This window comes from Shinella sp. S4-D37 (assembly GCF_040812195.1).
GTDB lineage: Bacteria > Pseudomonadota > Alphaproteobacteria > Rhizobiales > Rhizobiaceae > Shinella.
In genome coordinates, this window is the sequence record NZ_JBFNXL010000005.1 from 966,197 (window position 1) to 983,665 (window position 17,469).

16 protein-coding genes are annotated in these 17,469 nt (G+C 66.1%); 5 read left to right on the forward strand and 11 right to left on the reverse strand.

The features are described 5' to 3' along the window. Positions 1-12: 12 nt before the first annotated feature. From AB3G45_RS12175 to trxB, 3 genes are all read right to left on the reverse strand, one after another. Positions 13-318 carry an ArsR/SmtB family transcription factor gene (locus tag AB3G45_RS12175; RefSeq protein WP_367830802.1) on the reverse strand — a complete coding sequence of 102 codons (306 nt, stop codon included), beginning with the start codon at positions 316-318 and terminating at the stop codon, positions 13-15. 501 nt (positions 319-819) lie between these two features. Beyond that, positions 820-1,716, reverse strand: coding sequence for a LysR family transcriptional regulator VtlR (locus AB3G45_RS12180; protein WP_367830803.1), 897 nt, complete (start codon positions 1,714-1,716; stop codon positions 820-822). 112 nt (positions 1,717-1,828) lie between these two features. Beyond that, on the reverse strand, positions 1,829-2,803 hold the full coding sequence (gene trxB, locus AB3G45_RS12185) for a thioredoxin-disulfide reductase (RefSeq protein ID WP_367830804.1): 975 nt from the start codon (positions 2,801-2,803) through the stop codon (positions 1,829-1,831). A 253-nt stretch (positions 2,804-3,056) separates the two neighbouring features. Between trxB and AB3G45_RS12190 the strand changes: the two genes are divergently transcribed. After that, entirely contained in the window at positions 3,057-3,524 is a 468-nt protein-coding gene (locus tag AB3G45_RS12190) for an Lrp/AsnC family transcriptional regulator (protein WP_023516337.1), read from the forward strand. Here the strand turns inward: AB3G45_RS12190 and AB3G45_RS12195 are convergent. Both AB3G45_RS12195 and AB3G45_RS12200 read right to left on the reverse strand, forming a co-directional pair. Continuing rightward, a complete protein-coding gene (locus AB3G45_RS12195) occupies positions 3,496-4,479 on the reverse strand; it encodes a mitochondrial fission ELM1 family protein (protein WP_367830805.1) in 984 nt (327 codons plus the stop codon). The two genes, AB3G45_RS12190 and AB3G45_RS12195, sit on opposite strands and share 29 nt — an antisense overlap. Before the next feature lies 1 nt (position 4,480). After that, positions 4,481-6,712 carry a glycosyltransferase gene (locus AB3G45_RS12200; RefSeq protein ID WP_367830806.1) on the reverse strand — a complete coding sequence of 744 codons (2,232 nt, stop codon included), beginning with the start codon at positions 6,710-6,712 and terminating at the stop codon, positions 4,481-4,483. Between the two features lie 114 nt (positions 6,713-6,826). On the opposite strand from AB3G45_RS12200, the gene AB3G45_RS12205 reads away from it, so the two are divergent. Continuing rightward, positions 6,827-7,558: a hypothetical protein gene (locus AB3G45_RS12205; RefSeq protein ID WP_367830807.1), complete on the forward strand. Its 732-nt coding sequence runs from the start codon at positions 6,827-6,829 to the stop codon at positions 7,556-7,558. Positions 7,559-7,571: 13 nt separating this feature from the next. Here the strand turns inward: AB3G45_RS12205 and AB3G45_RS12210 are convergent, their stop codons facing one another. Genes AB3G45_RS12210 through greA form a run of 4 tightly spaced genes read right to left on the reverse strand, consistent with a single transcriptional unit; the run spans position 7,572 to position 11,198 of the window. Continuing rightward, positions 7,572-8,507: a GDP-L-fucose synthase family protein gene (locus AB3G45_RS12210; RefSeq protein ID WP_367830808.1), complete on the reverse strand. Its 936-nt coding sequence runs from the start codon at positions 8,505-8,507 to the stop codon at positions 7,572-7,574. Continuing rightward, positions 8,508-9,578 carry a GDP-mannose 4,6-dehydratase gene (gmd, locus tag AB3G45_RS12215; protein WP_367830809.1) on the reverse strand — a complete coding sequence of 357 codons (1,071 nt, stop codon included), beginning with the start codon at positions 9,576-9,578 and terminating at the stop codon, positions 8,508-8,510. Between the two features lie 50 nt (positions 9,579-9,628). Further along, complete coding sequence (locus tag AB3G45_RS12220; protein ID WP_367830810.1) at positions 9,629-10,705, reverse strand: glycosyltransferase family 10; 1,077 nt, start codon at positions 10,703-10,705, stop codon at positions 9,629-9,631. A gap of 16 nt (positions 10,706-10,721) precedes the next feature. Next, complete coding sequence (gene greA / locus AB3G45_RS12225; protein WP_367830811.1) at positions 10,722-11,198, reverse strand: transcription elongation factor GreA; 477 nt, start codon at positions 11,196-11,198, stop codon at positions 10,722-10,724. 226 nt (positions 11,199-11,424) lie between these two features. Here greA and AB3G45_RS12230 point away from each other — a divergent pair, with 226 nt between their 5' ends. From AB3G45_RS12230 to AB3G45_RS12240, 3 genes are all read left to right on the forward strand, one after another. Further along, positions 11,425-11,688: a hypothetical protein gene (locus AB3G45_RS12230; protein ID WP_367830812.1), complete on the forward strand. Its 264-nt coding sequence runs from the start codon at positions 11,425-11,427 to the stop codon at positions 11,686-11,688. 160 nt (positions 11,689-11,848) lie between these two features. After that, complete coding sequence (locus tag AB3G45_RS12235; RefSeq protein WP_367833567.1) at positions 11,849-12,166, forward strand: hypothetical protein; 318 nt, start codon at positions 11,849-11,851, stop codon at positions 12,164-12,166. A gap of 11 nt (positions 12,167-12,177) precedes the next feature. Then, on the forward strand, positions 12,178-13,143 hold the full coding sequence (locus tag AB3G45_RS12240) for an SDR family oxidoreductase (protein WP_367830813.1): 966 nt from the start codon (positions 12,178-12,180) through the stop codon (positions 13,141-13,143). Between the two features lie 57 nt (positions 13,144-13,200). Here AB3G45_RS12240 and carB read toward each other — a convergent pair whose 3' ends face one another. Both carB and AB3G45_RS12250 read right to left on the reverse strand, forming a co-directional pair. Beyond that, positions 13,201-16,683 (reverse strand): carbamoyl-phosphate synthase large subunit, encoded by a 3,483-nt coding sequence (gene carB, locus AB3G45_RS12245; RefSeq protein ID WP_367830814.1) that lies wholly within the window; start codon positions 16,681-16,683, stop codon positions 13,201-13,203. Between the two features lie 179 nt (positions 16,684-16,862). Further along, positions 16,863-17,438 carry a TetR family transcriptional regulator gene (locus AB3G45_RS12250; protein ID WP_367830815.1) on the reverse strand — a complete coding sequence of 192 codons (576 nt, stop codon included), beginning with the start codon at positions 17,436-17,438 and terminating at the stop codon, positions 16,863-16,865. Positions 17,439-17,469 lie beyond the last annotated feature (31 nt).

The following is a 17,469-nucleotide window of genomic DNA, read 5'->3' on the forward strand; positions in this document are numbered from 1 at the left end:
GAGGGCAGGGGCTCAGAGCGCCCCGTTGATGTGGTGGAGAAAGGCCGCGATCTTGTCTTCGTCGCGTTTGAAGAACACCCACTGGCCGACCTTGCGCGTCGTCACGAGGCCGGCGCGCTGCAGGGTGGCGAGATGGGCGGAGACGGTGGACTGCGAGAGTTCGCAGCGCTTCTCGATCTGGCCGGCGCACACGCCGAATTCCAGCGGATGCTCCTGGCCGGGAAAGTGGCTCTGCGGCTCCTTCAGCCAGGCAAGGATCTCCAGCCGCTTGGGATGGGCGAGGGCCTTGAGGATTTCGTCGGTGTTGAGCGGGGTCATGTCTATCGTGGTCCGGCGATGGATATATCGATAAATCCCGATATTGGGTTCGTGAAAGCTCGATACAAGAGGTGCCGGCAAAAAAAGAGGGCCGCAAGCGAAGCTTGGGCCCTGCAGGTGTGAAGGTATGAACCTCCAGAGGGGAACAGCCAACGCGCGGCACTGGGAGGAGAAAGACCGCAAGTGCGTCGGCTTTACTGAATATGGGGAAGGCGCCGCGTTTCTTCAAGAGAAGCGCATGCCAAGTTTTGCGGGAAGCTTGAAATTTTCGTCTTGGTTAACGAAAGGCAAAAAAAGAGGGCCGCAAGATCAACCTGGGCCCTTTATAGTTTTGAAGGTAATAAAACCTCCAGAGGGGAACAGCTGGTGCGGTGGCACTGGGAGGAAAAAGCCACCAAAGTGCATCAGCTGCGTGCGATATGATGGTTTTGCGGGCATACATCAATCCTTTAATGTGCATGCCAGCCATGCATACGGTGCAGGCCTTGCGGGGCCGCTTCCTCAGAAGTTCCAGTTGCGTGCCTTGGCGACGATGAAGTCCCGGAAAACCTTGAGTTTGGCGGAGTTCTTCATCTCGCTGGGATAGCAGAAATAGGTGTCGAAGGAGGGGATGTCGGCGCTGACCGGCAGCTGGATGAGGCCCGGATCGCGCCCGACGATATAGTCCGGCAGCATCGCGACGCCGATGCCGAGCAGGCAGGCGCGCTTGATCGAGGTCTGGCTGTTGATCTGCAGGATCGACGGGCGGGGATTGTCGGAATCGCGGCCGGCGATCTCCAGCCAGTTGACGTCGAGCAGGTAGCTCGGGGCGGGCTCGCCGAAGGTGATGATCTTGTGGTTGTCGAGACCGTCGATCGACTGCGGCTCGCCGTAGCGGTTGATGTAGGAGGGCGCGGCGTAGATGTGCATGTGCACGGTGAAGAGCCGGCGCTGGATGAGGTCCGACTGCTGCGGTTCACGCAGGCGAATGGCGCAGTCGGCATGGCGCATGTTCACGTCCAGCTCCTCGTTGTCGAGGATGAGCTGCACCTGCATGTCGGGATAGAGCGCGAGGAATTCCTGCACCTTGTCGGTCAGCCAGCCCTGGCCGAGGCCGACCGTGGTGGTGATGCGCAGCTTGCCGCTCGGCTTCTCGGTGTTTTCCGTCAGCTGTACGCGCACGCTTTCGAGCTTCATCAGCACGTCGTGGGCGGTGCGGTAGAGAATCTCGCCCTGCTCGGTGAGGATGAGGCCGCGGGCATGGCGGTGGAAGAGCTTTATGCCGACATCCTGCTCCAGCGCGCTCACCTGGCGGCTGATGGCCGATTGAGACAGATGCAGCTTGTCTGCGGCGTGCGTGAACGAGCCGGCCTCGGCCGCGGCGTGGAAAATCCGCAGCTTGTCCCAATCGAGTGGCATTCTGTCCCCCATATGTCTTTGCGGCGGGGAGCGTGCGCTTCCCGCCCGGTCGCTGATTCAACTGTTCCCACGCGGGCGGTCGGGCTATCCCGCCGCCCTTTGTTGGCGGCTTCTACTCGGCCGCAATTGCGACAGGCATATGACCTGCAAGGTATTTTTCGGTTTCGAGGGCCGCCATGCAGCCCATCCCGGCGGCCGTGACCGCCTGGCGATAGATGTCGTCGGTGACGTCGCCTGCGGCAAAAACGCCCGGCACGTCCGTCGCCGTGGAATCGGGCGCCGTCCACAGATAGCCGTTCGGCTTCTGGCGCAGCTTGCCCTTGAAAAGCTCGACCGCCGGCGCATGGCCGATCGCCACGAACACGCCGTCCGTCATCACGTCGCGCGTCCCGCCGGTCTTGACGTTGCGCAGCTTCACGCCGTTGACGGAGGCCGGCATCGGGGGCTTGGGATCGGCGCCGAGATATTCGACGACCTCGTGGTCCCAGACGATCTTGACGTTCTCCTTGGCGAACAGGCGTTCCTGGAGGATTTTTTCGGCGCGGAAACCGTCGCGGCGGTGCACGACCGTCACGGTTTTGGCGAGGTTGGAGAGGTAGAGCGCCTCTTCCACGGCCGAGTTGCCGCCGCCGACCACGATGACGTCCTTGTTGCGATAGAAGAAGCCGTCGCAGGTGGCGCAGGCCGAGACGCCGAAGCCCATGAACTTGTGCTCGGTGTCGATGCCGAGCCACTTGGCCTTGGCGCCCGTGGCGATGATCAGCGCGTCGGCGGTCCATTCGGCGCCGCTGTCGGTGGAGATGCGGAAGGGACGCGCGTCGAGGTCGACGTTCGTCACGAGGTCGTTGACGATCTCGGCGCCGACATGCTGCGCCTGCTTGAGCATCTGCTCCATCATCCACGGGCCCTGCACCGGATCGGCATAGCCCGGATAGTTCTCCACATCCGTGGTGATCATCAGCTGGCCGCCCTGTTCCATCCCGGCGATCAGCACCGGCTCCAGCATGGCGCGGGCGGTGTAGATGGCGGCGGTGTAGCCTGCGGGGCCGGAGCCGATGATCAGCACCTTGACGTGGCGGGTGGACATGGTCGTTCCTTCCGGGGTTTTCGCCCCAATGGACCGGTTCCCGCGCGAAGCGCGCGCAAGGGTCCGGCCGGCGTGTCGTTGTTCGACCCTCATTTATGAAGGGAGCGCCGCGAGTTTCAAGAGCGCGTGGCGCTTTGCCAACAGACAAGCGATGGCGCGTGACATATTTGTGCCGCTTGAGGTAACAATGTTGCGCTGATACGGCGATTCGGGTCACTTCCGGTCGTCATCCTGAAAGGTTCCGATAATTCCCATGTTTCGTGCAGAACTCGACGCCATCGATATCCGTATCCTGAAGGAGCTTCAGGCCGATGGCCGGATGACCAATGTGGAGCTTGCCGCGCGCGCCGGCATCTCCGCGCCGCCCTGCCTGCGCCGCGTGCGCAAGCTGGAGGAGGCGGGCATCATCGAGGGCTATACCGCGATGCTGAACGCGCCGGCGCTCGGCTACGATCTCGTCGCCTTCTGCATGGTCGGGCTCAAGCACCAGTCGGAGGCGAACCTCAAGGCCTTCGCGGCCGCCACCGGCGAATGGCCGATGGTGCGCCAGGCCTGGATGGTCTCGGGCGACAGCGATTTCCTGCTGCACTGCGTTGCCGAGAATCTCACCCGCTTCCAGGACTTCGTCATCGAGGAACTGACCGCCAATGCGCAGGTCGATACCGTGCGCACCATGCTGACGATCCGCCAGGTCAAGAAGGTCGGGCTGGTGGAGCTTTAGACAGTCTCCAGCGTTTCAGGATCTCCTCCGCCAGCCCCGGCGTCGAATTGACCGGGCTGCCGCGGCCGCGCGCGGGCGCGTCGGGAAACCGGCCGATGACGGCCTCGCGTGACAGGGCGACGATCAGGCTGTCGATCTTCGGATGGCCGCCGGACGGATGGAAGAGCTGCACCGGCACGCCGAGCGCGGCCGCCTCGCCGATCATGTTGGTCGAATCGGCCGTGACGACGATCTCGTCGGCCCAGGCGAGATAGGCGAGCAGCGGGTTCCTCCCCGTGCCGTCCCAGAGATGCATGCCGGGGCGATTTGCGAGTCCCGCCAAGGCCTTGGCGAGCAAGGCTGGCGTGCGACGCGAAGTCGTTATCATCAGCCCGCAGCCGTCTTCACGTTTTGCTTTAAGGCCCTGGAGAAACCGGTCGATATCGGCCTCGGTGAAACGATGGTGCCGGCCGTTGCCGCCGACGAGCACGGCGACCCTCGGTGCGGGCAGGGGGGCGAGCACGTCGGCAAACGCGGCATGCGCCTCTGCCAGCCGTTCCGGCAGAAGGCGGTTGGGGGCGGTGGTGACGACGAGGACGTTCCTGCCGCGCGGCGCGTCGTGCTGCTGCACGATGAGGAGGTCCGCGCCGTGCCGCCGGGTGCGGGGATCCTTGAAGAGCACGCAGAAGGTCGAGGGCGAGAGCGCCTTCAGCCGGCGAAGATAGGGCACCGCCCGCCGGCCGGTGGCAAGGCAGATATCCGGAAAGGGCGGGGCGAGCGGCGAGCCCGCCTTCGACGGCGCGTCCTTCGGGTCGATCGGCCCCCAGGGCATCAGCCAGGTGAAGGCGCGCCGCGGCGCCACATGCCGCAGGACCGGCGCCGCGCCCATGGCTTCCGCAAGGCCGATCAGCGGCTGCTCGTCGCCGGCCTTGCCGTCCGTCAGGACCCAGACGACGGGAAGGGCGCCCGTCGCCATCTCAGCGCCGCGGCTCCGCCATCAGCCGTTCATAGGCGGAGAACTCCTTCTCCAGCATCTGCCGGGTGGTGAAGTTGGCAAGCACATGCGCCCGGCCGTTCGCCCCCATGGCCTTCAGGCGGTGCGGGTCGGAAAGGGCTTCTTCCAGGGCGGCGGCGAGGGCCGTTGCGTCGCCGGGCGGCACGAGCCAGCCGGTGACGCCGGGCAGCACCGTCTCGCGGCTGCCGCCGTGATCGGTCGCGATGACGGGCGTGCCCATCGCCTGCGCCTCGATCGCGGCGCGGCCGAAGGCTTCGGGATCCGTCGAGGCGGAAACGGCAAGGTCCGCGGCCGCGAGGACGACGGGGATATCGCGCCGGCTGCCGGTGAAGGTGACGCGGCCGTCGAGGCCGAGGCGCGCCATGTCGCGCCGAAGCTCGGCGACCAGCGCCTCCGAGCCGCCGCCGACGAAGGCGAGGCGAAGATCGGGACGGTCGAGCCGGGCGGCGGCTTCCAGCAGCACGGCATGGCCCTTCCACCTCGTGACGCGGCCGACCATCACCACCAGCGGCCCTTTTTCCGTGGCGCCGAGTTCGTCGCGCAGGGCGGCCCGTGTTTCGGCTGGAATGGCCGTGGGATCGAAGAGGTCGGGCTCGACGCCGCGCGGGGCGACGACCACGCGCGCCGGCGGAAAGCCGTAGACCTTCGTGATGTGGTCGCGAATGAACTGCGAATTCGCGATGACCAGCGGCACGCGCAGCATGGCGCTGTTGTAGAACCGCTTCAGGGCGTTGCCGTGGCTGTAGACGCCGTGGAAGGTCGTGACGAACCGCACCGGCCGCCGCGCCAGGCGACAGGCGAGGAGGCCGACCCAGGCCGGCACGCGGCTGCGGGCATGGACGATGTCGATGCCTTCCGCATCCACCAGCCGCGCGATGGCCCGCGCGGCGGAAACGGCGGAAAAGGGCGATTTCTTCCCGACCGGCAGCGTGACGTGGCGGGCGCCCACGGCCTCGGCGGCGGCGACGAGCGGGCCGCCGGCGCTGGCGATCCAGTTCGGCAGGCCGCGTTCGCCGAGATGGCCGGCCATCTCCACGGCGCTGCGCTCCACGCCGCCGTCGCCGAGGGCGGGCAGGAGCTGGAGGACGCGCGGTCCGGCCGCCGTCTTTCCCGCCTGTGGGGGCGTCAGGAAATCCGCGGTCTTGTGCTGCCAGGTCTGTTCGCGGGCATGGCGGGCGGCGTTTTCGCCGAGCCGCAGCCGGAGGTCGCGGTCACCCAAAAACCTGTCCAATGTCGCCGTCACGGAGGCGGGATCGGCGCCGTCGCATAGAAGCCCCGTCTTGCCGTCGAGCACGGCGTCCGCCGCGCCGCCCTCGCGGCCGGCAAGCCCGGGCACGCCGTACCAGGCAGCCTCCAGATAGACGAGGCCGAAGCCCTCGACGGAGTTGCCCTCGCGCCGCGCCGGCATGGCGAAGACGTCGGCTAGCGCCAGAAGGGCGGCCTTTTCCGCATCCGGCACACGGCCATGGAAGATCACCCTTTCGGCGATGCCGGCGTCTTTTGCGAGGGTTTCGAGCCGGCCGCGGTCTGCGCCGTCGCCGGCGACGTGCAGCGTCAGTCCGGGATGGGCCGGGTGCAGCGCTGCGACGGCCTCGATCAGCCGGTCCACGCCCTTGCGCGGCTCCAGCCGGCAGAGCGTCACGACATGCGGTCCCTCGCCATGGCTCGCCCGCAGCGCCGCCAGCCGGCCGGGATCGGCGGCCGCCTGCGCCGGGACGGTGGGGGTGACGGTGCGCAGCCGGCCGGCCGCCACATAGGGTGCGGCAAGGCCGGCGGTGAAGCCGGAATTGGCGATGACGTCCTGAGCCTTGGCCATCGCCGCCCGGATGCGCTGCGCCTTGCGCGGCGTGGGGGCGGCGGGAAACTCCATGCCATGGGCGAGCACGGTGACCGGGACGGCGTTTATGGAGAGGTTCTCGACGCTCTTCCAGGTGTCGGCGATGATCCGGTCGAATGCGCCGGAGCGCGCGAGGCGGGCTGCTTCCCGCGCCTTCAGCCAGCGCCGCAGCGGCTTCCAGCCGGAGAAGCGCGCGATGCGGTAGGGGCGGTCTTTGTCGCCGGCGTCCGGCGCGCCGTCGGCCAGCACGGTGACGGCATGGCCGGCCTCCTGCAAGGCCAGCGCCATCGAGCCCATCATGTTCTCGATCCCGCCGACGACGGGGGGGAAGCATTGGGTGAGGATGAGGATGTTCATGGGATGCTGGGGCTCGAAAATGCGGCGGGTTCGCGGAACTCCTATCACCGCCGGCCGATATGGTCTATGGAGGCGCCGGCGCCCGATTGGCGCCTTCCAGTGGAGATGATGCGGATGCAGACGATCGTATGCATGAAATGGGGCACGCGCTATCCGGCGGACTATGTCAACCGTTTGTGGTCCATGATAAAGCGCAACACGGTTCGCCCGACGCGGCTCGTCTGCTTCACGGAGGATGCCGAGGGCATCGATCCGGCGGTCTCCGTCTTCCCGCTGCCGCCGATCACCATTCCCGAGCGGGTCGCCTGGAAACCGTGGCGCAAGATCTCGCTGTTCCAGGCGCCGCTGGCCGATCTCGCGGGCGACGTGCTGTTCGTCGATCTCGACGTGGTCATCACCGGGCCGCTCGACGATTTCTTCGATTATGCGCCGGGCAAGTTCTGCATCGCCGAGAACTGGACGCAGCCCGGCCAGGGCATCGGCAACACCTCGGTCTATCGCTGGACGGTCGGCACCAGCACGCACATCTACGACGATTTCATCCGCGACCCGGATGCCAGGGTGAACAAGCACACGATCTCGCAGCGCTATGTTTCCGCCGCCGTCGACAACATGACCTACTGGCCGGCGGAATGGTGCGTCAGCTTCAAGCACACGCTGCTGCCGCGCTGGCCGCTGAACTTCTTCAAGGACGTGCCGCTGCCCTCCGGCACCCGAATCGTCGCCTTCACCGGCAAGCCCGATCCCGACGAGGCCGTGATCGGCCAGTGGCCGGTCAAGGCCTGGTGGAAGAAGGCCTACAAGCACGTCCGGCCGACGCGCTGGATCGACGAGAACTGGCGCTGAGGCGCGCCTGCCTCTATTGCCCGAGCGTGTCGAGATACCAGCGATAGGCGCGGTCGATGCCTTCGCGCAGCGCGGTTGCGGGCTTCCAGCCCATCGCCGCCAGCTTGGCGTTCGACATGAGCTTGCGCGGCGTGCCGTCCGGCTTCGAAGGGTCGGTCTCGATGCGGCCCGTAAAGCCGACGACCTCGGCGACGAGCCTCATCAGGTCGAGAATGGCGATATCCTCGCCCGAGCCGACATTGACGTGCTCGTAGTCCTCGTAATGCTTGAGCAGGAAGACCAGCGCATCGGCGCAATCCTCGCTGAACAGGAATTCGCGGCGCGGCGATCCGCTGCCCCAGATCGTCACATGGTCGAGGCCGGCAAGCTTCGCCTCATGCGCCTTGCGGATCAGCGCCGGCAGCACATGGCTGGTCTGAAGGTCGAAATTGTCGTTCGGGCCGTAGAGATTGGTCGGCATGGCCGAGACGAAGCGGGCGCCGTGCTGCTTCATATAGGCCTGGCAAAGCTTGATGCCAGCGATCTTGGCGATGGCGTACCATTCGTTTGTCGGCTCCAGCGCGCCCGTCAGCAGCGAGCTTTCTTCGATCGGCTGGTCGGCGAATTTCGGATAGATGCAGCTCGAACCGAGGAACAGCAGCTTCTCTACGCCCGCCTCATGGGCGGATTTGATGACGTTCAGCTCCATCGTGAGGTTGCGCTGGAGGAACTCCACGGGCTCACGGTCATTGGCGAGAATGCCGCCGACCTTCGCCGCCGCCATCACCACCGCCTGCGGCCGCTCGGCCGTAAAGAAGCGCTCGACATCCGCCTGGCGCTCCAGGTTCACCGTATCGCGCGGCGCGGTCAGCACCGTGCAGTTCTCCGTCGCCAGACGCTTGGCGACGGCGCTGCCGACCATGCCGCGATGGCCGGCGACGAAGACGCGTTTTCCCTGAAGGTCGTACATTCAGAGACGGTCCTTTTCCGAGAACTCTTTCCGCATGAGCTTCAGGTCCTCACGCACCATTTCGCGGGCAAGCTCGCGCGCGCCCGTCTCATGGCGCCAGCCGAGCACCCGTTCCGCCTTCGAGGGATCGCCGAGCAGGAGGTCGACCTCCGTCGGGCGAAAATAGCGCGGGTCGATGGAGACGAGCTGTCTGCCCGTCGCGGCATCAAAGCCCTTCTCGTCGATGCCCTCGCCCTCCCAGCGGATGGTGATGCCGGCCTCGGCGAAGGACCATTCGGCGAACTGGCGCACGGTGGTCGTCTCGCCGGTCGCCAGCACGTAGTCGTCGGCCGCCGCCTGCTGCAGCATCAGCCACATGCCGCGCACATATTCCTTCGCATGGCCCCAGTCGCGCCTGGCGTCGAGATTGCCGAGGAAGAGCTGGTCCTGCCGGCCGAGCGTGATGGCGGCCACCGCGCGGGTGATCTTGCGCGTCACGAAGGTCTCGCCGCGCAGCGGGCTTTCATGGTTGAAGAGGATGCCGTTCGAGGCGTGCATGCCATAGGCTTCGCGGTAGTTGACGACGATCCAGTAGGCGTAGAGCTTTGCCGCCGCATAGGGCGAGCGGGGGTAGAAGGGCGTCGTCTCGCTCTGCGGCACCTCCTGCGCCTTGCCGTAGAGCTCGGACGTGGAGGCCTGGTAGAAGCGCGTCTTCTTTTCCAGGCCGAGGATGCGGATCGCCTCCAGCATGCGCAGCGTGCCGATGGCGTCGGCGTTCGCCGTATATTCCGGCGTCTCGAAGCTCACCTGCACATGGCTCTGGGCGGCGAGGTTGTAGATCTCGTCCGGCTGGGTCTGCTGCACGATGCGCACGAGGTTGGTCGCGTCCGTCATGTCGCCGTGGTGCAGGAAGAACCGCGGGTCCGGTTCGTGCGGGTCCTCGTAGATATGCTCGATGCGGCCCGTGTTGAAGGAGGAGGAGCGGCGCTTGATGCCGTGCACGACATAGCCCTTGTCGAGCAGCAACTGCGCGAGATAGGCGCCGTCCTGGCCCGTCACGCCCGTTATCAAAGCCACCGGTTTCTTGGACACGTCTGTTCTCCAGGATGAATGCGGGTTTCGAGCGGCCTTGCCGGGATTGCTCAGCGCGTCAGCAGCCCGGCGATGCGGTTTTTCAGGTGAAGCGCCTCGCGGAAGGCGAAATCGCCGGCCGTCAGCAGCGGATGGCCCTGCCGGGCGGCGCGCTGGCTCTTCAGCACGGCCGTGCCGCCGCCCTTCTGCCCGGTGCCGTTCTTCTCCACCACATCGGCGATCAGCGTGACGAGATTGTGATCTTCCAGCACACGCCGCCGCGCCTCGCGGATGGCGGGCAGGCGCTTTTCATATTCGTTGCTGTCGATCGCCTCGCGCATGATGCGATGGGCCTCGTCCGGCTTGCGGATGTCGATGGCGATGAAGCTGTCGGCCGGAAAGTAGTCGGCGGCGTTCGGCGCGCCGAAATAGAAGGGCAGCGACAGGCCGAGGAAGGGGTCGGCCAGCTTTTCCGTGAAATGGTGCGGGGCGAGGTGGTTCTCGATGGCGAGGTGGTACTTGTAGGGATCGATCGCCTCCGCCTTGTCGTCCACCGGCGTGTGGCCGCGGCCGAAGACGTCGAGATCCGGCATGCGGGCGGCCATGGCCTGGGTGAAATCGTAGCGCAGGCGATGCAGCGTATGGCCCTGCCGCTTGGTCGAGCAGACCGTGCCGAGCACCTTGGTCTTTTCGGGAAAATGGCCGGCGATCTCGTCGGCGGTCATCAGGCGGCGGCTGCCGTCGCCGTAGAACCAGCGCAGGCCCGCCTGGCTCCGGATGCGGCCGGGATGGCGCAGCGCGAAGGGCTCCTGGCTCGTCACCACATGGCCGAACTGCCGGGTGAAGGCGCGGCCGTAGATCTTGATGCCCGAGGGCTCGGTGGTAAAGAGGATGGTGTTTTCCGGCGCGCAGGCTAGCGCCTCCACCCGCATCGAGCGCCGCTCGTCGCCCGCAGCGGGCAGGTTCTCGTAGACCGCCAGCCAGTCGTAGTCGCGCGCCTCGGGATCGAAGGTGAAGACGAGATTGCGCGCGGCGGAGAAGCCGGACGGCACCTGCCGGGCGAGCGGGCTTATGCCATGGCTCCGGCCGATCCGGTCCATGACCTTGACCACCGTCGCGGCGGTGCCGTTCTTCTCTGTGGAAAGCATGGGGCTCCCTTGTCCGTCACCCCCAGGTGACGGCGAGGATCTCGTAGGCCTTGGAGCCGCCCGGCGCGTTCACTTCGATCGAATCGCCGACTTCCTTGCCGATCAGCGCGCGGGCGATCGGCGAGGAGATGGAGATGCGGCCCTGCTTCACGTCGGCTTCCTGGTCGCCGACGATCTGGTAGACCTTCTCCTCCTCGGTGTCCTCGTCCATGAGCTTCACCTTGGCGCCGAACTTGATCTTGGAGCCGGACATCTTGGAAAGGTCGATGACCTCGGCGCGCGCGACGAAGTCCTCCAGTTCCGTGATGCGGCCCTCGTTATGGCTCTGGGCCTCCTTGGCGGCGTGGTACTCGGCGTTTTCCGACAGGTCGCCATGGGCGCGCGCCTCGGCAATCGCTTCGATGATTCGCGGACGCTCCTCCTGCTGGCGCCAGCGCAGTTCTTCCTGCAGCTTGACGAAACCGCCCTGAGTCATCGGCACCTTTTCAACCATTTTATCCCGTCCTTCAGCCCGCGCCGCCCAGGCTCCCGCCTGCGTGAACGCAAAAGAAAACGGTCTCCGGAGAAGATTCCCCGGAACCGTCGAAAGCATTTGAAAGCGCCTTATAGCAGATCGCGCCGTTCGAAAGCCAGTTTTTTCGCCGCAGGCGGGCAGGCACCCACAGCGGCGGGAACAATCGGCCCAGGTCCCGGTTAGTCCGGTATCGCGGGAGGCGGGCATGGCAATCGACGGTTCCATTCATCTGGAAGGCAGGATCAACGCGCATCGGCGCCTGCTCGTCGAACTGGTCTCGGTGATGGCGGCCGTCCCCGCGGCGCGCGCGGCGCTTCTTGCCATGGCGCGCGACAACGAGACGGTTTTCGACCACGAGGAGGACCCGGGCGTCGAGCCCGACGCCGCCTTCGCCGCCCAGCAGATCGCCGACGACGAGATACGGGCGATCCTGAAGGCTGCGATGGCCCGCCTCGAAACCAGGACATGAGGAGCGATCCATGAGTGTGATGCAGACGATTTCCGGTTATTTCAAACAGTTGGCCGGCGAGGTGTCGGGCGACCAGAGGCTGCACGACGAGGGGCGCCGGCAGGCGTCGGGCGTCGCGGCGCCGACAGGCCCCGTCGCCGATTATTCCGATCCGGAGCAGTTGAAGCTCTACCGGCTCGTGCCCGTCGCCGCCGCCTCGGACACGAACTGGGACCTTGCGCCGAACCAGGGCGTGGTCGTGGTGCGGGCCCGCTCCAGCGGCGATGCGCGGGTCGTTGCCGCCGCTGCCGAGCTCGATTATCTGGAGATCGACGCGCTGCCGGCCGACGGCAATTCGACCGCCTCGTCGAGCGCCTTCCGCAACGAGAGGCTCTACACGGTCGTCGACGAGACTAACCCGTCCTATCCGCTCGAAGGCCCGCGGGAAGTGGTCGCCGGCACCGTGCGCGTTGACAATATCCGCCCCACCGAACTTTGAAGGAGGCCACGATGAGCCGCAGCCAATCCGCCCGCACGGCGGAAAAACAGCGCGATATCCAAGACGAGGTGGCCAAGGCCGACCGCAAGGGCGACGGCGGGAAGCCGGAGGCCATGCAGGCCGGCGCGCGCCTCTATCCCGTGCCGCCCTTTCCCAAGCAGCACCAGCCGAAACCCGGTCATGAGGCCAGGCTCGATCCCGCCCCGATGTACGATGCGCCCTTCTACAAGGGGTCGGAGAAGCTGAAGGGCAAGGTGGCGCTGATCACCGGCGGCGATTCCGGCATCGGCCGGGCGGTCGCCGTGCTGTTCGCGCGCGAGGGGGCGGACATCGCGATCTGCCATCTGGCGGAAGGGCTGGACGCGAAGGACACAATCGCCGCCGTGGAAGCCGAGGGCCGGCGCTGCATCGCCTTTGCCGGCGACGTCAAGGACAAGGGCTTCTGCCGGCAGACGGTGAAATGCGTCGTCCGCGATCTCGGGCGGCTCGACATTCTCGTCAACAACGCCGCCTTCCAGGTGCACAGCAAGGATATCCTCGACCTTTCGGAAGAGCATTTCGACGAGACGCTGAAGACCAATCTCTACGGCTATTTCTTCATGGCGCAGGCGGCGGTGCCGCATCTGGAGCCGGGCTCGGCGATCATCAATACCGGTTCCGTCACCGGCCTCGAAGGCTCCAAGGACCTCCTCGACTATTCGACGACCAAAGGCGGCATCCACGCCTTCACCCGCTCGCTGGCCGGGCAGCTCGTGCCGCGCGGCATCCGCGTCAACGCGGTGGCGCCGGGGCCGGTCTGGACGCCGCTCAACCCCTCGGACAAGGAGGCGGAGGACGTCGCGAAATTCGGCGCCAACACGCCGATGAAGCGCCCCGCCCAGCCGGAGGAACTGGCGCCCGCCTATGTCTTCCTCGCCTCGCCGCAATGCTCCAGCTACATCACCGGCGAGGTGCTGCCGATCATCGGCGGGTATTGAGCATGAAAAAGCCGGACGGTGGGGCCGCCCGGCTTTCGATATTTCGGCAATTCAATTTTAGAAATAGGACTGCAACGGCCGCACTTCGAGTTGGCCCTGCTTCAGCGCCCTGATCGCCTGGGCGGCGGCGAGCGCGCCGGCCATGGTCGTGTAATAGGGCACCTTCTGCATCAGCGCGGCGCGGCGCAGCGATTTCGAATCCGAGATCGCCTTGTTGCCGTCCGTCGTGTTGATGACGAGGCTGACCTGGCGGTTGCGGATGGCGTCCTCGACATGCGGGCGGCCTTCCTGCACCTTGTTGACCTTGATCGCCTCGATGCCCTTTTCGGCGAGGAAGCGGGCGGTGCCCGAGGTCGCCATGACCTTGAAGCCGATCTCGGTCAGGAGGCGCACGGCGGTCAGCACGCGTTCCTTGTCCTCGTCGCGCACGGAGACGAAGACCGTGCCTTCGCGCGGCAGGTCGACGCCGGCGCCGAGCTGGGACTTGGCGAAGGCGAGCGCGAAATCGGTGTCGAGGCCGATGACCTCGCCGGTCGAGCGCATTTCAGGGCCGAGCAGCGTATCGACGCCAGGGAAGCGGGCGAAGGGGAAGACGGCTTCCTTGACGGCGATGTGCTTCAGGTTGCGCGGGTCGGGCTTCGCGCCATAGGCGGCAATCGCCGCATCGAGGCTCTCGCCGGTCATGACGCGGGCGGCGATCTTGGCGATCGGCGCGCCGATGGTTTTCGCGACGAAGGGCACCGTGCGCGAGGCGCGCGGGTTCACTTCGAGAACGTAGATCGTGCCGTCCTTGATGGCGTATTGCACGTTCATCAGGCCGCCGACATTCAGCGCCTTGGCGAGCGCCTTCGTCTGGCGCTCCAGTTCGTCGACGATCTCGTTCGACAGCGTGTGGACCGGCAGCGAGCAGGCGCTATCGCCCGAATGGATGCCGGCTTCCTCGATATGCTCCATGATGCCAGAGACGAAGACGTCCTTGCCGTCGCACAGCGCATCGACGTCGACCTCGACCGCGTTCGACAGGTAGCTGTCGAAGAGCAGCGGGTTCTTGCCGAGCAGCGTGTTGATCTGGCCGGTCTTGTCGTTCGGGTAACGCTGCTTGATATCCTCCGGCACCAGTTCCGGCACGGTGTCGAGCAGGTAGGTCTGGAGCTGGCCTTCCGAATGGATGATCTGCATGGCGCGCCCGCCGAGCACGTAGGACGGGCGCACGACCAGCGGGAAGCCGATCTCGGCCGCGACGAGGCGCGACTGCTCGACCGAATAGGCGATGCCGTTGTTCGGCTGGGCGAGGTCGAGCTTCTGGAGAAGCTTCTGGAAGCGGTCGCGGTCCTCGGCAAGGTCGATCATGTCGGGCGCGGTGCCGAGGATCGGGATGCCGTTCTTCTCCAGCGCTTCGGCGAGCTTCAGCGGCGTCTGGCCGCCGAACTGCACGATGACGCCGACGACTTCGCCGTTGGTCTGCTCGGCCTTCAGGATCTCGATGACGTCCTCGGCCGTCAGCGGCTCGAAATAGAGCCGGTCGGAGGTGTCGTAGTCGGTCGAGACGGTTTCCGGGTTGCAGTTGACCATGATCGCCTCATAGCCGGCATCCTTCAGCGCGAAGGCGGCATGGCAGCAGCAATAGTCGAACTCGATGCCCTGGCCGATGCGGTTCGGGCCGCCGCCGAGGATGACGACCTTCTTGCGATCCGAAATGCCGGCTTCCGAGCGCGCGATGCCCGCGAACGGCGTCTCGTAGGTCGAGTACATGTAGGCGGTCGGCGAGGCGAATTCGGCGGCGCAGGTGTCGATGCGCTTGAAGACCGGGCGGACATTGAGGCCGTTGCGCAGTTCGGCGACTTCCTTCGGGCGCTTGCCGGAAAGCGTGGCGAGGCGCGCGTCGGAAAAGCCCATGGCCTTCAGCATGCGGAGGTTTTCAGCGTCCTCAGGCAGGCCGTGCTCGCGGATGCGGGCTTCCATGTCGACGATGGCCATGAACTGTTCGAGGAACCACGGGTCAATCTTCGAGCCCTCGTGCACCTCTTCCAGCGTCAGGCCGTGGCGCAGCGCCTGGGCGACCATGCGCAGGCGGTCCGGCGTCGGCGTGGAGATCGCGGCGCGGATGGCGTTCTTGTCGTTGCCGTCAACGAGGCCGGGAATCTCGATCTCGTCGAGGCCGGTGAGGCCCGTTTCCAGGCCGCGCAGCGCCTTCTGCAGCGATTCTGCGAAGGTGCGGCCGATGGCCATGACCTCGCCGACCGACTTCATGGCGGTGGTCAGCGTCGGCTCTGCGCCGGGGAATTTCTCGAAGGCGAAGCGCGGGATCTTGGTGACCACGTAGTCGATGGACGGCTCGAACGAGGCCGGGGTCGCGCCGCCGGTGATGTCGTTCTCCAGTTCGTCCAGCGTGTAGCCGATGGCGAGCTTGGCGGCGATCTTGGCGATGGGAAAGCCGGTCGCCTTGGAGGCGAGCGCGGAGGAGCGCGAGACGCGCGGGTTCATCTCGATGACGACGAGGCGGCCGTTCTCGGGGTTTACGGCGAACTGCACGTTCGAGCCGCCGGTCTCCACCCCGATCTCGCGCAGCACCGCGATCGAGGCGTTGCGCATGATCTGGTATTCCTTGTCCGTCAGGGTCAGGGCAGGGGCGACCGTGATCGAATCGCCCGTGTGCACGCCCATCGGGTCGATGTTCTCGATCGAGCAGATGATGATGCAGTTGTCCGCCTTGTCGCGGACGACCTCCATCTCGTATTCCTTCCAGCCGAGAACGGACTCTTCGATCAGCACTTCCGTGGTCGGCGAGGCGTCGAGGCCGGAATTGACGATCTCGAAGAATTCCGAGCGGTTGTAGGCGATGCCGCCGCCGGTGCCGCCGAGCGTGAAGGACGGGCGGATGATGGCGGGCAGGCCGATAACATCGAGCGCCTGCGCGCCGATGGCCATGGCGTGGCTCATGTAGCGCTGCTTGCGGTCGGTCTCGCCGAGGTTCCACTGGTTTTCCAGCTCGTCCAGCGCCTTGTCGAGCGCGTCGCCGGAAAGCTCGGCCTTGAGCTTCGCGCGCTGGACTTCATGAACCTTGCGGTCCTGGTCCTTGATCTCGGTGGCGTTGGCGAGCAGCGATTTCGGCGTTTCGAGGCCGATGCGGGCCATGGCCTCGCGGAACAGCGCGCGGTCCTCGGCCATGTCGATGGCGGCGGGCTTGGCCCCGATCATCTCGACATTGTAGCGGTCGAGCACGCCCATGCGCTTCAAGGAGAGCGCGGTGTTGAGCGCCGTCTGGCCGCCCATGGTCGGCAGCAGCGCGTCCGGCCGCTCCTTGGCGATGATCTTTGCGACGACTTCCGGCGTGATCGGCTCGACATAGGTCGCGTCGGCAAGGCCCGGGTCGGTCATGATCGTCGCCGGGTTGGAGTTGACGAGGATGACGCGGTAGCCTTCCTCCTTCAGCGCCTTGCAGGCCTGGGTGCCGGAATAGTCGAATTCGCAGGCCTGCCCGATGACGATCGGCCCCGCGCCGATGATGAGGATGGATTTCAAATCTTGGCGCTTGGGCATCTCTCTATCCGATCTATCCGCGTGCGCGAAAAACCGGCCATGGTGATGGGTTCACCGGCCGGGCGCGCAAAAAAGGTCTTTCAAGGCTAGAAGCGGCTTATAGGCATATGCGCGGGCGAGCGGAACCCCGAAAATGGAGCAATCGACAGGAAATATGCCGGCCCTTCGCGCGGGCGGCCTCAAGGTCGCGCGCCGTCGATATAGGCCTGGATCGAGCGGCCGACCTCCGCGACCAGCCGCTCGTGCGGCAGCGCCACGACGGGCGGCAGCTTCAGCACGTAGCGGGTGAAGGCAAGGCCGAGGATCTGCGTCGCCACGAGGCCGGCGACGGCGGGCGTGTCCGGCCCGGCGAGCCGCGCGATGGCGGGGGCGACCTGGGTGGCGAAGATCTCGCGCAGCCGCGCGGCGGCCAGCTCGTTCGAGGCGGCCGAGCGCAGGGCGATCGGCAGGGCGGTGGCGTCGCCCCCACCCTCCCATATGGCCAGGAAATGCCGCACAAGCGCCTCGCCCACCGCATCGCGGGGAAGGGCGGCAAGGTCGGGCAGCCGCAGGTCGATATCCGCGGCGCGGGCGAACAGCGTGTCCTTGCCGCCGAAATAGCGGATCACCATGGCCGGGTCGATCGCCGCGGCGGCGGCGATGTCGCGCACCGTCGTGCCGTCATAGCCCTTCTGCGCAAAGAGCAGCCGCGCGGCTTCGAGAATGGCCTCGCGGGTGCGGTCGGACTTGGTTTTCCGTGCGGGAGAATCGGTCATTGCCTGAAAATGCCAACGCGTGTTGACAAAT

Bases quoted from the DNA above. Each gene is read 5' to 3' on its own strand.
- AB3G45_RS12180 (WP_367830803.1), bottom strand. From the start codon at position 1,716: ATGCCACTCGATTGGGACAAGCTGCGGATTTTCCACGCCGCGGCCGAG.
- AB3G45_RS12175 (WP_367830802.1), bottom strand. From the start codon at position 318: ATGACCCCGCTCAACACCGACGAAATCCTCAAGGCCCTCGCCCATCCC.
- AB3G45_RS12220 (WP_367830810.1), bottom strand. From the start codon at position 10,705: ATGCTTTCCACAGAGAAGAACGGCACCGCCGCGACGGTGGTCAAGGTC.
- greA (WP_367830811.1), bottom strand. From the start codon at position 11,198: ATGGTTGAAAAGGTGCCGATGACTCAGGGCGGTTTCGTCAAGCTGCAG.
- AB3G45_RS12250 (WP_367830815.1), bottom strand. From the start codon at position 17,438: ATGACCGATTCTCCCGCACGGAAAACCAAGTCCGACCGCACCCGCGAG.
- AB3G45_RS12210 (WP_367830808.1), bottom strand. From the start codon at position 8,507: ATGTACGACCTTCAGGGAAAACGCGTCTTCGTCGCCGGCCATCGCGGC.
- carB (WP_367830814.1), bottom strand. From the start codon at position 16,683: ATGCCCAAGCGCCAAGATTTGAAATCCATCCTCATCATCGGCGCGGGG.
- AB3G45_RS12200 (WP_367830806.1), bottom strand. From the start codon at position 6,712: ATGAACATCCTCATCCTCACCCAATGCTTCCCCCCCGTCGTCGGCGGG.
- AB3G45_RS12190 (WP_023516337.1), top strand. From the start codon at position 3,057: ATGTTTCGTGCAGAACTCGACGCCATCGATATCCGTATCCTGAAGGAG.
- AB3G45_RS12195 (WP_367830805.1), bottom strand. From the start codon at position 4,479: ATGGCGACGGGCGCCCTTCCCGTCGTCTGGGTCCTGACGGACGGCAAG.
- trxB (WP_367830804.1), bottom strand. From the start codon at position 2,803: ATGTCCACCCGCCACGTCAAGGTGCTGATCATCGGCTCCGGCCCCGCA.
- AB3G45_RS12205 (WP_367830807.1), top strand. From the start codon at position 6,827: ATGCAGACGATCGTATGCATGAAATGGGGCACGCGCTATCCGGCGGAC.
- AB3G45_RS12240 (WP_367830813.1), top strand. From the start codon at position 12,178: ATGAGCCGCAGCCAATCCGCCCGCACGGCGGAAAAACAGCGCGATATC.
- AB3G45_RS12230 (WP_367830812.1), top strand. From the start codon at position 11,425: ATGGCAATCGACGGTTCCATTCATCTGGAAGGCAGGATCAACGCGCAT.